This window comes from Brevibacterium mcbrellneri ATCC 49030 (assembly GCF_000178455.1).
GTDB lineage: Bacteria > Actinomycetota > Actinomycetes > Actinomycetales > Brevibacteriaceae > Brevibacterium > Brevibacterium mcbrellneri.
In genome coordinates, this window is the sequence record NZ_ADNU01000032.1 from 1 (window position 1) to 12,894 (window position 12,894).

Annotated in this window: 12 protein-coding genes; 11 read left to right on the top strand and 1 reads right to left on the bottom strand. The window is 58.5% G+C overall.

What is annotated here, in order from left to right; translation table 11 throughout:
• The 11 genes from infB to HMPREF0183_RS05215 form a co-directional block, all read left to right on the top strand.
• Positions 1–1,978 (top strand): translation initiation factor IF-2 (gene infB, locus HMPREF0183_RS05165; protein ID WP_005883557.1); only part of this gene is annotated, 1,978 nt, incomplete at its 5' end.
• 17 nt (positions 1,979–1,995) lie between these two features.
• A complete protein-coding gene (gene rbfA, locus HMPREF0183_RS05170) occupies positions 1,996–2,433 on the top strand; it encodes a 30S ribosome-binding factor RbfA (protein WP_005883558.1) in 438 nt (145 codons plus the stop codon).
• 107 nt (positions 2,434–2,540) lie between these two features.
• Positions 2,541–3,389, top strand: coding sequence for a VldE C-terminal domain-containing protein (locus tag HMPREF0183_RS13220; protein WP_005883561.1), 849 nt, complete (start codon positions 2,541–2,543; stop codon positions 3,387–3,389).
• Between the two features lie 3 nt (positions 3,390–3,392).
• Positions 3,393–4,355, top strand: coding sequence for a tRNA pseudouridine(55) synthase TruB (truB, locus tag HMPREF0183_RS05180; RefSeq protein ID WP_005883562.1), 963 nt, complete (start codon positions 3,393–3,395; stop codon positions 4,353–4,355).
• A 65-nt stretch (positions 4,356–4,420) separates the two neighbouring features.
• Positions 4,421–5,044 (top strand): MarR family transcriptional regulator, encoded by a 624-nt coding sequence (locus HMPREF0183_RS05185; RefSeq protein WP_040348194.1) that lies wholly within the window; start codon positions 4,421–4,423, stop codon positions 5,042–5,044.
• A complete protein-coding gene (locus tag HMPREF0183_RS05190) occupies positions 5,034–5,465 on the top strand; it encodes a hypothetical protein (RefSeq protein ID WP_005883565.1) in 432 nt (143 codons plus the stop codon). The genes HMPREF0183_RS05185 and HMPREF0183_RS05190 overlap by 11 nt, the downstream gene beginning before the upstream one ends.
• 75 nt (positions 5,466–5,540) lie before the next feature.
• Positions 5,541–6,491 (top strand): bifunctional riboflavin kinase/FAD synthetase, encoded by a 951-nt coding sequence (locus HMPREF0183_RS05195; RefSeq protein ID WP_005883567.1) that lies wholly within the window; start codon positions 5,541–5,543, stop codon positions 6,489–6,491.
• A 169-nt stretch (positions 6,492–6,660) separates the two neighbouring features.
• On the top strand, positions 6,661–6,930 hold the full coding sequence (gene rpsO / locus HMPREF0183_RS05200; protein WP_005883569.1) for a 30S ribosomal protein S15: 270 nt from the start codon (positions 6,661–6,663) through the stop codon (positions 6,928–6,930).
• A gap of 224 nt (positions 6,931–7,154) precedes the next feature.
• Positions 7,155–9,404, top strand: a complete 2,250-nt coding sequence (locus HMPREF0183_RS05205) for a polyribonucleotide nucleotidyltransferase (RefSeq protein WP_005883571.1) — start codon at positions 7,155–7,157, stop codon at positions 9,402–9,404.
• A gap of 16 nt (positions 9,405–9,420) precedes the next feature.
• Positions 9,421–10,701, top strand: a complete 1,281-nt coding sequence (locus HMPREF0183_RS05210) for a M16 family metallopeptidase (protein WP_005883573.1) — start codon at positions 9,421–9,423, stop codon at positions 10,699–10,701.
• A 143-nt stretch (positions 10,702–10,844) separates the two neighbouring features.
• A complete protein-coding gene (locus HMPREF0183_RS05215; protein WP_005883575.1) occupies positions 10,845–11,471 on the top strand; it encodes a superoxide dismutase in 627 nt (208 codons plus the stop codon).
• Between the two features lie 87 nt (positions 11,472–11,558).
• Here the strand turns inward: HMPREF0183_RS05215 and HMPREF0183_RS05220 are convergent, their stop codons facing one another.
• A complete protein-coding gene (locus HMPREF0183_RS05220) occupies positions 11,559–12,860 on the bottom strand; it encodes an MFS transporter (protein ID WP_005883576.1) in 1,302 nt (433 codons plus the stop codon).
• Positions 12,861–12,894: the final 34 nt, after the last annotated feature.

The window sequence follows — 12,894 nt, forward strand, 5'->3', positions numbered from 1 at the left end:
CGGCGGCGGTCGTCCGGGTGGTCGCGGAGGTCGTGGCGGCCGAGGTGGCACCCAGGGTGCATTCGGTCGCGGAACCGGACGTTCGAAGGGACGCAAGTCCAAGAGGGCAAAGCGCCAGGAGCTCGAAGAAATGCAGGCTCCCGTCGTCGGCGGTGTCAAGGTACCCCGCGGCGACGGCGAAACACCCCTGCGTTTGCGTCGCGGCTCCTCGCTGGCTGACTTCGCAGAAAAGATCAACACTGATCCAACCAACCTGGTGACTGTGCTTTTCCACCTGGGCGAGATGGCAACCATCACCCAGTCGTTGGACGAAGACACATTCAAGATTTTGGGTGAAGAACTGGGCTACAAGATCCAGATTGTGTCCCCAGAAGACGAAGACCGTGAGCTTCTTGAGGCTTTCGACATCGACCTTGATGCAGAAGCAGAAGAAGATGAAGAAGACATGGTTCCACGTCCGCCTGTCGTCACCGTTATGGGTCACGTTGACCACGGTAAGACCAAGCTTTTGGACGCGATCCGTTCGTCGAACGTGGTGTCTGGGGAAGCCGGTGGTATTACCCAGCACATCGGTGCATACCAGGTGAGTGTGGACCACGAAGGCGACAAGCGCCCCATCACGTTCCTTGACACCCCAGGTCACGAAGCGTTTACCGCTATGCGTGCCCGTGGTGCCAAGTCCACCGACGTTGCGATCCTGGTGGTCGCAGCTGACGACGGTGTGATGCCACAGACGATTGAAGCGCTCAACCACGCTCAGGCGGCAGATGTCCCGATCGTGGTGGCAGTGAACAAGATCGATAAAGACACGGCGAACCCATCCAAGGTCATGCAGCAGCTCACGGAATACAACCTGGTTGCTGAAGACTACGGTGGTGACACCATGTTCGTGCCAATCTCGGCGCTTCAGCGTAAGGGTATTGACGACCTTCTTGAAGCTGTTCTGCTTACCACGGACGCTGCTCTTGACCTCAAAGCCAATCCAGACAAGCCTGCACGCGGTATCGCGATCGAAGCGAAACTGGATAAGGGTCGTGGTGCAGTGGCAACGGTTCTGGTGGAATCCGGAACCTTGCGCCAAGGTGACGCGATCGTGTGTGGGACCAGCTTTGGTCGTGTGCGTGCGATGTTTGATGAAAACGGTCAGCAGCTGGAAGAAGCAGGACCTTCGCGTCCTGTCCAGGTACTGGGTCTGTCGAGTGTTCCGCGGGCTGGTGACAGCTTCCTGGTTACCGATGACGACCGTACAGCACGTCAGATCGCTGAAAAGCGTGACGCTATTGAACGTAACGCCGCACAGGCTCGTAGCCGCAAGCGCATCAGCCTTGAAGACTTCACCAAGGCCCTTGAAGAAGGCAAGGTTGACATGCTCAACCTCATTCTTAAGGGAGACGTCTCCGGTGCGGTCGAAGCTCTGGAAGACTCGTTGCTCAAGATTGATGTGGGCGATGAAGTTGACCTGCGCATCATCCACCGTGGGGTGGGTGCAATTACCGAAAACGACATCAACCTGGCGACCGTGGACAATGCGATCGTTATTGGTTTCAACGTGCGTCCGGAAGCCAAGGCTCGCGACCTCGCGGATGCCGAAGGCGTGGACGTGCGCTACTACTCGGTGATTTACGATGCGATCGACGACATCGAATCTTCGCTCAAGGGCATGCTCAAGCCAGAGTACGAAGAGGTCCACACCGGATCCGCCGAAATCCGCGAAGTGTTCCGTTCTTCCAAGTTCGGAAACATTGCAGGTTGTATGGTCAAGGACGGTGTCATCAAGCGCAACGCTGGTGCTCGCGTTACACGCGACGGGGTCGTTGTGGGCGACAAGCTCACGGTCGAATCCCTGCGTCGCTTCAAGGACGACGCAACAGAGGTTCGCGAAGGCTTCGAATGTGGTATCGGTCTTGGAAGCTTCAACGACATTCGTGAAGGTGACATGATCGAAACCTTCGAAATGCGCGAAAAGCCACGTGACTAACTGGAAGGACACTACTCATGGCTGATTCCACACGTGCCCGCAAAATAGCGGATCGCATTAAAGTGATCGTTGCGCAGACGCTGGAGAAGCGTGTCAAGGACCCGCGCCTGGGCTTCATCACGGTGACCGATGTTCGTGTCACGGGTGATCTGCAGAACGCGACCGTGTTCTACACGGTGTTCGGGGATGACGACCAGTTAGCTGCGACGAAGGCTGCTCTGGACTCCGCTAAGGGACTCATTCGTTCCGAGGTGGGGAAAGGGCTACAGATTCGTCTCACGCCTAGCTTGGAGTTTGTTGCAGACTCGGTGCCTGCAGCTGCCGCTGAGCTTGACACGTTCATCGCGAAAGCGCAGGAATCCGATGCCCGTGTGGCGGAACTCGCAAAGAACGCTAAACCCGCTGGTGAGGCTGATCCGTACCGGAAGCCTCGCGAAAGCGAAGAGGGTGTCTAAGCGACATTCTTGACCCAGAGGCCCCTTGTCGTTTGACAAGAGGCCTCTGGCCGTTAAACTTTTCATTGGTAACGAAATGATCACGAGCGTATTAAGGGACTGTATCGATGGGTAAACACTCAGCATCTCAGAAGTCGAAGACCTCAGTCAGCGACTTTATGTGGGCGGTAGTTGGTGCCAAGCCTCGTGGTCGCCGCATGGATGACAAGGCGACAACCGCAACTGGCGTTATGCGAAGCGTGCGCCGTCGCCCCATGCTCGCTGCCGTTGTCGTTCCCGTGGCTGCAGGTGCAGCACTGGTGACAACTGCCACCATGGTTGCCGGTGGTAATGACTCTCAGGACTCCCAGGTCGTAGCTGAATCGCACGCTCCTGAGAATAAAGAACAAGACTTCACCGCATCGGAAGGCATTTCGGTTGACGGTAAGGACCAGGACATGTCAGCTTTTGCTTCTGGCCTGTCCAAGGTTGAGGCAAAGTCGGCTCCAGAAGAGACGAAGTCTGCATCGTCAGGATCGTCTAGTTCGTCGGGATCGGCCAAAAGTGCAGGTGCAGGCGGTGGCGACTCTGTTGACCCTGGAAGCTCTGACAAGCCAGTGAGTGGAGCTCCATGTGGCGTCTCCGCATCCATTGAAAGCGGACTCACTCCAAACGCAATTTCGGCGTACCGCGCAGTGTGCGCGAACTTCCCTCAGGTCAAGTCCTACGGTGGACGCCGTAACGATCCGGGTTCGGACCACAACAACGGTCAGGCTGTCGACGCGATGATCCGTGGCCAGGTTGGTGACGAGATCACCGCATTCCTCATCAAGAACCGCAAAGAACTCAACATCAAGTACGTGATTTGGGAGCAGAAGATTTACGCCCCATACACCGGTTGGAAGGGCCGCCCCATGGAGAACCGCGGTGGCGACACCGCTAACCACTTTGACCACGTTCACATTTCGGTGAACTAATTCGTGGGCGCTCCCGGCCCCACGGGCATCCTTGTCGTCGACAAGCCCGGAGGCATGTCGAGCCACGCCGTTGTTTCGCGGGTCCGCAAATGGTTCGGCACGTCTAAAGTTGGGCACGCGGGAACGCTCGACCCCATGGCCACAGGCGTTTTGGTCCTGGGGCTAGGTAAAGGAACCAAGCTCCTCACGTATTTAGTGGGCGCTGATAAGAGATATTCGGCGACCATCCGTTTGGGGGCTTCGACTCCCACCGATGACGCTGACTCTGCTCCTGACAGATTTGCCCCCGCAAATGCTGTTCGTGGTCTGGATCAGGCGTCGATTGCTCGCGGTGTTGAGCGCTTAACGGGACCGATTGAGCAAGTGCCCAGCGCTGTGTCCGCGATCAAGGTGGATGGTAAGCGGGCATATGATTTGGTGCGTGCTGGACAAGACGTGCAGCTCAAAGCGCGCCAGGTGACGGTTTCGCGGTTTGATGTTTCTGTGCCAGAACTGGTGGCGTGTGAGTATGAGGGTTCGCCTGCGTGTGAATGCGTGGACCTTGAAGCGAGCGTGGACTGTTCTTCCGGCACGTATATCCGTGCCCTTGCCCGCGACCTCGGCGACTCCCTGGGCGTGTACGGGCATTTGACTCGGTTGCGTCGCGAACGGGTTGGGCCCTTCACTCTTGATCAGGCTGTGGACGTTCCGTCGTATGAAGCGCTGGGGGAGGGCGTTGCGCCTGTGCCCCTTGTGTCGCTGGCCGAGGTGGCAAGTGCTGTCTTGCCCCCCGTGGAGTTGAGCAGGGAGCAGGCGATCGATGTGGCCCACGGCAAATTTATTGACGCTCGAGCAGGTAGTGGTGGGCAACTGTGTGCCGCTTTGTATCAGGAGACGTTGGTTGGCATATTGGAGCCACGTGCGGGTGGACGTGCGTTGAAAGTGGCCACTGGTTTTGCTCAACCTTCCGACTTTCACAACCCGTAAGGGTTGTATTGTGGATTACAACCTATTGGGGTTGTGTGTATGTGGATCTGCGTTACACTTCTACTATGTTCGTTCTGACCGTCGATCAGCAGGGCTCACGCACCGCGCGGGACCGCGTTCCTGAGCTCCTCAGTGCTCTGAAAGGCGTGCCCACCGTTCTTCCGTTTGTGCGAACTGTGGGCGATGAAGCGCAGGCTGTTCTAGACTCAGCGTCTCACGTCGTTCACGCGTGTATTGGTATTGCGCGTGCTAGTAAGTGGTCGGTTGGAATTGGAATAGGCGAAGTGGAAAAGCCACTGCCAGACAGCTCGGACCAAGCCCGTGGTGAGGCTTTTATTGCGGCACGTGGCGCAGTAGAGGCTGCAAAAAACTCGTGGTCGCCACTGTGCGTCCACACGGCAACGTCGCGCGAAGAAGTTATTCGCGACTCCCACGACGCGCAGACTGTGTTGCGACTTTTGTTCGACTTAATTGCCCGGGCCACAGACACTCAGTGGCGTGTGATTGACGCGTTTCGAGATGCGCCTAGTCCTTCTCAGGCGGACATTGCTCAGAGCCTAGGGATCTCGCAACAAGCCGTGTCGAAGTCTTTGCGAGCTGGACGGGCTGCAGGCATCATGGAAGCGATCGACTGCGCTGAACGATTGCTTCACCGAGCTCATCAACCTTGGGAAACACATGCTCATTGACCTGCTTATCGCCACTGGTGCCGCGCTACTCGCGGCAGCTGTGGGTGTGCCTGTAACTTCTGGAGTCTTGCGGCTGGCGGCCCGCGAAGACGGGGCGGGTGAGAGCGACCTCGGCGAGCTAGAAAGTGACGAGGGCGCTACCCCGGAAACCAACACAGATGCGCAACCGGATGCCAGCACGGGTGTGATGCGTGGTGGCCTCATGATCGGAGTGCTGGAACGCGCGCTAGCTGCGGCGGCCGTAGCGCTGGGGCGAGGAGAGGTGCTGGCCGTCATCATCGCAGTAAAAGGTTTGGGGCGAATTCCTGAACTGAAGAGTTCGCGCGCGGCAGGAGAACGGTTCATCATTGGTACGTTCGCGTCCTTGGGTGTGGCCTGTGGTGTTGGGGCAGTCGCGTTCTGGCTGGCGCAGGTTGTGTAAAGTAATCCCTGGCTAACGCTTGGGAGTCGTAGTGCGTGTGTGCGCAAAAGGAATGCGCTGAGAAAAGGAGTGCGTGTGGAGGTCATTCGGTCCGCTGATGAGGCCGCCCATCTATGCGCGCTCACTCTGGGTAATTTCGACGGTGTGCACATTGGTCACCAAGCGGTTTTACGAACGCTTGTGCGCGTGGCTGATGAGCGAGGTCTCACCAGTCTGGCAATGACATTTGATCCGCACCCGGTGGCCGTGCATCGCCCTGATCACAAACCCCAGCTCATTACTGGGCTGGATGAAAAGCTCAAGCGCATCGCAGCGACCGGCGTGGACGCTACCCTGGTGCAGCCGTATTCGCTTGAGTTCGCAGACCAGAGTGCTGAAGAGTTTATTGAGTTTTTGGCTCGTGACGTGGGAGTGCGAGCCATCGTGGTAGGCCGCGATGTGCGGTTCGGTCGCGGGAACGAAGGCGACTTGGCCACCTTGCAAAACCTGGGGCAGCGCCACGGGGTCGAAACCGTGGTGGCGATCGACGACCTCGGCGACGGTGAGGGCCTTTCCCGGGTTTCTTCCACGCACATCCGCTCCCTGCTGCTGGACGGCAATGTAGAAGACGCCGCGCGCATGTTGGGCAGGCCCCACGTGGTTACCGGAACGGTGGTCAATGGCAATGCCCGAGGTCGTGAAATGGGATTCCCTACCGCCAACATCGGTGGTGACGTGGCTGGTTTGATTCCGTCTGACGGCGTGTATGCAGGGTGGGTGTACTTTGCTGACGGTAGACAGCAACCTGGCGCAATTTCGGTGGGGTCAAACCCCACGTTCGACGGTGATGACCGCCGTGTTGAGGTCAATGTTGTGGGTGTTGAGTTCCCCGATATGGACGTGTACGGCGAACCTGCGCGCGTGGAGTTTGTTGCGCACATTCGCGGGCAGATCGAGTTTTCCGGCATGGATGCACTCATTGAGCAGATGCGTGACGATGTGAAGAACGTGTCTGCGGTTTTGGAAGCCGAACGGCAAAAGGCCTAAAAGCGCGCTGTGAGGTCGGCTCAGGGCGGCCCGAGGTGGGGGACCGCTGAGTTCGCGGTGGCCACGTGATTCGTGTTAAGGTAGTCTTTGCCGTTTTTCCGGCCGCGGTTCCATAGTGCTCGATGTGTAAGACTCGGGCGCCGCGCAACGAACGTGTAAGGAGTAGCCAATGGCTCTTGATCCTAAGGTCAAGCAGGAAATCATCAAAGAATACGCAACCCACGAGGGCGACACCGGCTCTCCTGAGGTTCAGGTCGCTGTTCTGTCGCGTCGTATCTCCGACCTGACCGAACACTTCAAGACTCACAAGCACGACCACCACTCACGCCGTGGTCTGTTGCTTCTGGTTGGTCAGCGTCGTCGTCTGCTCAAGTACCTGGCCGACACTGACATCGAACGCTACCGTTCGCTGATCGCACGCCTGGGTCTGCGTCGCTAAGGTTTCATCGTTTACGTATGTGAATGCGTAGGTGAACGAACTGCTGAAATCCCTCACCCCCTGTGGGTGGGGGATTTTTGTTGCCCTCTTGATAGACTGGCAAAGTCCATGTCGCGGGAACATGATCCGGTGGTCGACAGTGGCCTCCGCGGTACGCATCGCGTGGGTCTCGATCGATGACCGGGTAGACGCGCACAGAAGAGTAGGCGCCCCGCGGTCTATCAATGAACGGAGACATCTTGGGAATCAATCCCGAAACCGCTGTTGCAGTTATTGACAACGGCAAATTTGGAAAGCACGAAATCGAATTTGGCACCGGACGTTTGGCCCAGCAGGCCGCAGGGTGTGCCACCGCAACACTCGACGGCGAAACCACGTTGCTCTCAGCAACTGCCGTCAGCAAGAACCCACGTGAAGGGTTCGACTTCTTCCCACTCACAGTTGATGTGGAAGAACGTATGTACGCAGCCGGGAAGATTCCTGGCTCGTTCTTCCGCCGTGAAGGACGCCCAACCACCGACGCAATCCTGGCGTGCCGCCTGATTGACCGTCCTCTGCGCCCCTCCTTCGTGAAGGGCCTGCGTAACGAAGTTCAGATCGTGGTCACGGTGCTGTCCATGCACCCAGACCACCTGTACGACACGCTCGCAATCAACGCAGCATCGATGTCCACACAGCTGGGCGGACTTCCATTCTCTGGTCCTATCGGTGGTGTGCGCATCGCTCTCATCGACGACCAGTGGGTTGCATTCCCCAACTACTCACAGCTAGAAAACGCTGTTTTCGACATGGCTGTTGCCGGTCGCGTAGTTGGTGACGACGTCGCCATCATGATGGTCGAAGCAGAAGCAAGCGAAAACTCCTGGGACCTCATCCAGGGTGGAGCACGTAAGCCAACGGAAGAAGTTGTCGCTGAAGGTCTCGAAGCGGCCAAGCCGTTCATCCGTGAACTGGTACGTGCGCAGCAGGAACTCGCTGACCGCGTTGCCAAGCCAACCGCAGAGTTCGAACTCTTCAAAGACTACGAAGACGACGTCTACGAAGCCGTGCGTGAACTCGCGTGGGACAAGCAGACCCAGAACTTCCAGATCGCTGACAAGCAGGAACGCGAAGCAGCGGGAGACGAGCTACTCGACTCACTGCTGAACGACCTCGGCGAGAAATTTGAAGGCCGCGAATCCGAAATCGTGGGTGCGCTGAACTCCATGACCAAGGAGATCGTGCGCAAGCGCATTCTCACTGAACGCGTGCGTATCGACGGCCGTGGGATCAAAGACATCCGCCCGCTGTCAGCTGAGACCAACATTCTGCCTCGCGTGCACGGCTCAGCACTGTTCGAACGTGGTGAAACCCAAATCATGGGTGTCACTACGCTGGACATGCTCAAGATGGAACAGCAGATCGACTCACTGACCCCAGTGACGTCCAAGCGTTACATCCACCACTACAACTTCCCGCCATACTCCACCGGTGAAACCGGCCGTGTGGGAAGCCCTAAGCGTCGCGAAATCGGACACGGTGCGCTTGCAGAACGCGCTCTCGTTCCTGTTATCCCATCGCGTGAAGACTTCCCATACGCAATCCGTCAGGTGTCGGAAGCACTGGGGTCGAACGGATCCACCTCCATGGGTTCGGTATGTGCGTCCACCATGTCCCTGCTTTCGGCAGGTGTCCCACTGCGCGCACCCGTTGCTGGTATCGCCATGGGGCTCGTGTCCGATGTCATCGAAACCGACCAGGGCAAGCAGACCGCTTACGCCGCACTGACCGACATCCTGGGTGCAGAAGACGCCTTTGGTGACATGGACTTCAAGGTCGCCGGAACCAAGGACTTCATCACCGCGATCCAGCTGGACACCAAGCTCGACGGAATCCCAGCATCGGTTCTGGCCGCAGCCCTCAAGCAGGCTCGCGAAGCCCGCCTGACCATTCTGGACGTGCTCACGGCAGCGATCGCCGAACCAGGCGAAATGGCTCCAACGGCACCACGCATCATCACCGTCAACATTCCAGTTGACAAGATCGGTGAAGTTATTGGTCCTAAGGGCAAGATGATCAACCAGATCCAGGAAGACACCGGTGCTGACATCTCGATCGAAGATGACGGAACCGTGTTCATTGGTGCAACGGACGGGCCAGCAGCTGAAGCTGCACGTTCAGCCATCAACGCAATTGCTAACCCACAGGTTCCAGAAGTCGGTGAACGTTACCTGGGTACCGTTGTGAAGCTCATGAGCTTTGGTGCGTTCGTATCGCTCACCCCAGGCAAGGACGGTCTGCTCCACATTTCTGAGCTCAAGAAGCTCAACGGTGGCAAGCGAGTCGAGGACGCAGAAGACGTTCTGGGCGTTGGTCAGAAGATCCAGGTGGAAATCACCAAGGTTGACGACCGTGGCAAGCTCAGCCTGCAGCCTGTCATCGACGAAGACGCTGAATCTTCTGAGGAAGCTAAAGAAGAAGCTAACGAAGACTAAATCTGCTGGTTGACTATTGCTAACAGAAACTCTCCTTGGGGAGGGTAGTGGGATTTATCGCACTACCCTCCCCAACGGCATTCGCGTTATTTCAGAAACAATCCCCGGGATCCAGTCCGAAACCGTAGGGGTGTGGGTCGGTTCAGGTTCGCGTGACGAAACTGACGACAACGCTGGCTCCACGCACTTCCTTGAGCACATGCTGTTCAAGGGCACGGCCACCCGCAGTGCAAAAGACATTGCGCGCACATTCGACCGCACAGGTGGCGAAGCCAATGCGATGACGGCCAAAGAATGCACGGCGTATTATTCGCGGTGCTTGGTCGCTGACCTGCCGGACGTGTGTGCAACTCTGTGGGACATGGTGCTGGCATCCACCTTGGCCGTTGCCGAATTTGAGCGGGAACGCACCGTGATCCTGGACGAACTGGCCATGGGTGCAGACGACCCAGAAGACGTCCTGTTCGAAGCGTATGACGAACTCATCTACGCAGATTCACCTTTGGGCAGGCCGGTTGGAGCCACAAAAGAACGCATCCAGGCGCTGGCCTACGACGAACTTCAACACCACTACAAGGAAGCGTACGTAGGACCCCGGTTGATCTTTTCAGCTGCTGGCGGGGCTGACCACGAAGACCTGGTTGACCTTGTCTGGCGCGCCACCCAGCACCTGCCGGAGGCGACAGCGCCAGTGGGAACGACCTCGGGCCGGGTGACCCCCGTCTTTTCACCGGGGGAGCGGCACATTGCCCGCCCCACCGAACAACAGAGCCTGATCATGGGTGTTGCGGGGTTGCACGACGGCCACGACGATCGGTTCACCCTCACCGTGCTGGCTTCGTTGCTGGGCGGTGGCATGTCCAGTCGCTTGTTCCAGACCGTGCGCGAGGAACGTGGCCTGGCGTATGCCGTGCACACCACGGGGTCGCAGTATTCGGACGTGGGGGACTTTGGGATCTACGCCGGTTGCGCGCCCGCGGTTGCCCAGCAGGTTGTGGACTTGTGCGTTGAGCAGTGCCAGCGGTTGGCTAGTGAGGGTCCCATGGCCGCCGAGGTGGCAGACACCGCCGCGCAAGTGTCGGCTGCAACTGTGTTGGGGATGGAGTCGACCGCGATTCGGATGAACCGCTTAGCTAAGAGCGAATTGTCCAACCGGCCGCTGGTTGATGCAGCTGAGCTGGTTGAGCGGGTGCGTGGCGTGACGGCCGAGGACGTGCAGGCCCTGGCGCAAAGATTGTTTGGTGGGCCGTGGGCTTTGTGTTCCTTGGGGCCTGCGGACAACGTGCGGTTGAAGTAGGCGGGCGCGGTTGCGGTGAGTGAGACGCATCGAACTCTGACGATAGTCTCAGTTGCGCAAACGTTGTAACGTCATCGTTTGCGCGATAGGCTCAAGTTAGTGGTGGTCAGACGACTACCAGTACGTTTTTTGAGGAGGAAAACATGGTTGAGCAGTACACGCTCCCGGACCTGCCCTACGACTACGCCGCACTTGAGCCACACATTTCGGCCAAGATCATGGAACTTCACCACGACAAGCACCACGCCACCTACGTCAAGGGTGCCAACACCGCTCTTGAACAGATGGCTGAAGCTCGCGAAAAGGGCGACTTCTCCACAATTGGCAAGCTGTCGAAGGACCTGTCCTTCAACCTGGGTGGACACGTCAACCACTCGATTTTCTGGAACAACATGAGCCCAGACGGTGGCGACAAGCCAGAAGGTGAACTCGCTGCTGCGATCGACGACCAGTTCGGGGGCTTTGACAAGTTCCAGGGCCAGTTCACTGGTGTTGCTACTTCGATCCAGGGCTCCGGTTGGGCAATCCTGGGCTGGGACATGCTGGGCCAGCGCCTCACCATCGAGCAGCTGTACGACCAGCAGGGCAACGTTCAGGTTGGATACGTCCCACTGTTGCAGCTGGACATGTGGGAGCACGCGTTCTACCTCGACTACCAGAACGTCAAGCCTGACTACGTCAAGGCATGGTGGAACGTTGTGAACTGGGAAGACGTGGCGGCTCGCTTCGACCGCGCACGCAACCAGACCAAGGACGTTTTGCTGGGCTAAGAGCTCACGTGCGACACGTGCCGGGAACCTTGCGGGGTTCCCGGCACGTTGTGTTTTGGGGGGTGCGTTTTGGCGCAAGGTGAGGCGCTACAGTGAGGTGCGGCGCACCCGGCTGGGCAGCCCAATCTTCTTGGCGAACACCGCCATCCACACAGCCCCGGCGATTCCCGCCAGGCCAATTGCAACGATCCCAGCGCCCAGGGTGGCGAACGTGACGAAGGCAGAAACCACCGCTGGTCCGCCTACTCGGCCCGTGTTGGAGAAAAGCGACCAGATGCCTAAGAATCGGCCGCGGTTTTCAGCAGGGCACAGGTCTGCCCCAATCGTCATGTTGATTCCGGCGCCCAACCCGTTGCCTAAAGCCATGATGACCACGGCCACGAACGCGCCGGTCACATGTGGCCACACAACCAGCGCTAGGAACCCGGCACCAAAAATGCTCACGCACGCAATCAGGGTGGGCGCGCGGCCCAGGCGGTCCTTCGCATAGCCGCCCGGGAACATGATGACCAGCTCAATGGCCGCTCCCAACGCGATTAACAACGACACCACGGCCTCGCTCAGCCCAATCGAGTGCCCCCACAACTGCACGATCACCGGCTGCACAATCCGCAACCCCATGAGGACCATGACCGGCAGACCGGCTAAGATCACCGCCGTCCAATTGACGCCGCGCAACCTGGGTGACGCCCCGCCCGAGGTGTCTGCCACCTCGGTCGCGTCTTCCTCCTTGGGAGCGCTGGCCTCCGTGGAAGCGTCCGTCTCTATGGCAGCGCGGGTGTGTGACACCTCGGCGGAGTCCCTTCCTTCGCTGGACCCCACGGGCGAATACAAAAGAGCCACAGCGACCGCCGCGCACACCGTGGCAAACACAAACACCGACCACAGCGGAAACACCATGACCAAAACAGCGCCCGCGAGCGGACCAACCAGGTTTCCCACGCGGATTGTGCCGCCTAAAGCGGTCATGGCGCGGCCAATGAAATGCGTGGGAACGTTCCGGGTGATAAACGACTGGCGGGCCAGCGTCCACACCGCCTCGCTGGGAGCACGCAAGAACAGACTGGCGGCGTACAGAGCCACAGCTACGGACGCGCCCAAAACCCCAGGCCCGGCGATCAGCGAAAAAACCGTGACACCAGAAACGGCGGTGATCAAGGACGTGGCGATGAGCATGGTTGCTCGGTCCCCAATGCGGTCGATCAACATGCCCGCCGGGACTGCGAAAGTCAGCTGGATGATTCCCATAATCGCCACAATCAGCGACGCAAACGCAGGGGTTGCGCCCACGCTGAGCGCGCCCAACACGTACACGGGTAGAGTGGCGCCCAGACCCGTGTGGAACAAGAGCGAAGGCGCATAGACCGGCCAGAAAAGTTGCTTGTACATGTACGGGTTAGCATAGAACCGAATCAAATCTGAG

Bases quoted from the DNA above. Each gene is read 5' to 3' on its own strand.
- rbfA (WP_005883558.1), top strand. From the start codon at position 1,996: ATGGCTGATTCCACACGTGCCCGCAAAATAGCGGATCGCATTAAAGTG.
- HMPREF0183_RS13220 (WP_005883561.1), top strand. From the start codon at position 2,541: ATGGGTAAACACTCAGCATCTCAGAAGTCGAAGACCTCAGTCAGCGAC.
- HMPREF0183_RS05185 (WP_040348194.1), top strand. From the start codon at position 4,421: ATGTTCGTTCTGACCGTCGATCAGCAGGGCTCACGCACCGCGCGGGAC.
- HMPREF0183_RS05190 (WP_005883565.1), top strand. From the start codon at position 5,034: ATGCTCATTGACCTGCTTATCGCCACTGGTGCCGCGCTACTCGCGGCA.
- rpsO (WP_005883569.1), top strand. From the start codon at position 6,661: ATGGCTCTTGATCCTAAGGTCAAGCAGGAAATCATCAAAGAATACGCA.
- HMPREF0183_RS05205 (WP_005883571.1), top strand. From the start codon at position 7,155: ATGAACGGAGACATCTTGGGAATCAATCCCGAAACCGCTGTTGCAGTT.
- HMPREF0183_RS05215 (WP_005883575.1), top strand. From the start codon at position 10,845: ATGGTTGAGCAGTACACGCTCCCGGACCTGCCCTACGACTACGCCGCA.
- HMPREF0183_RS05220 (WP_005883576.1), bottom strand. From the start codon at position 12,860: ATGTACAAGCAACTTTTCTGGCCGGTCTATGCGCCTTCGCTCTTGTTC.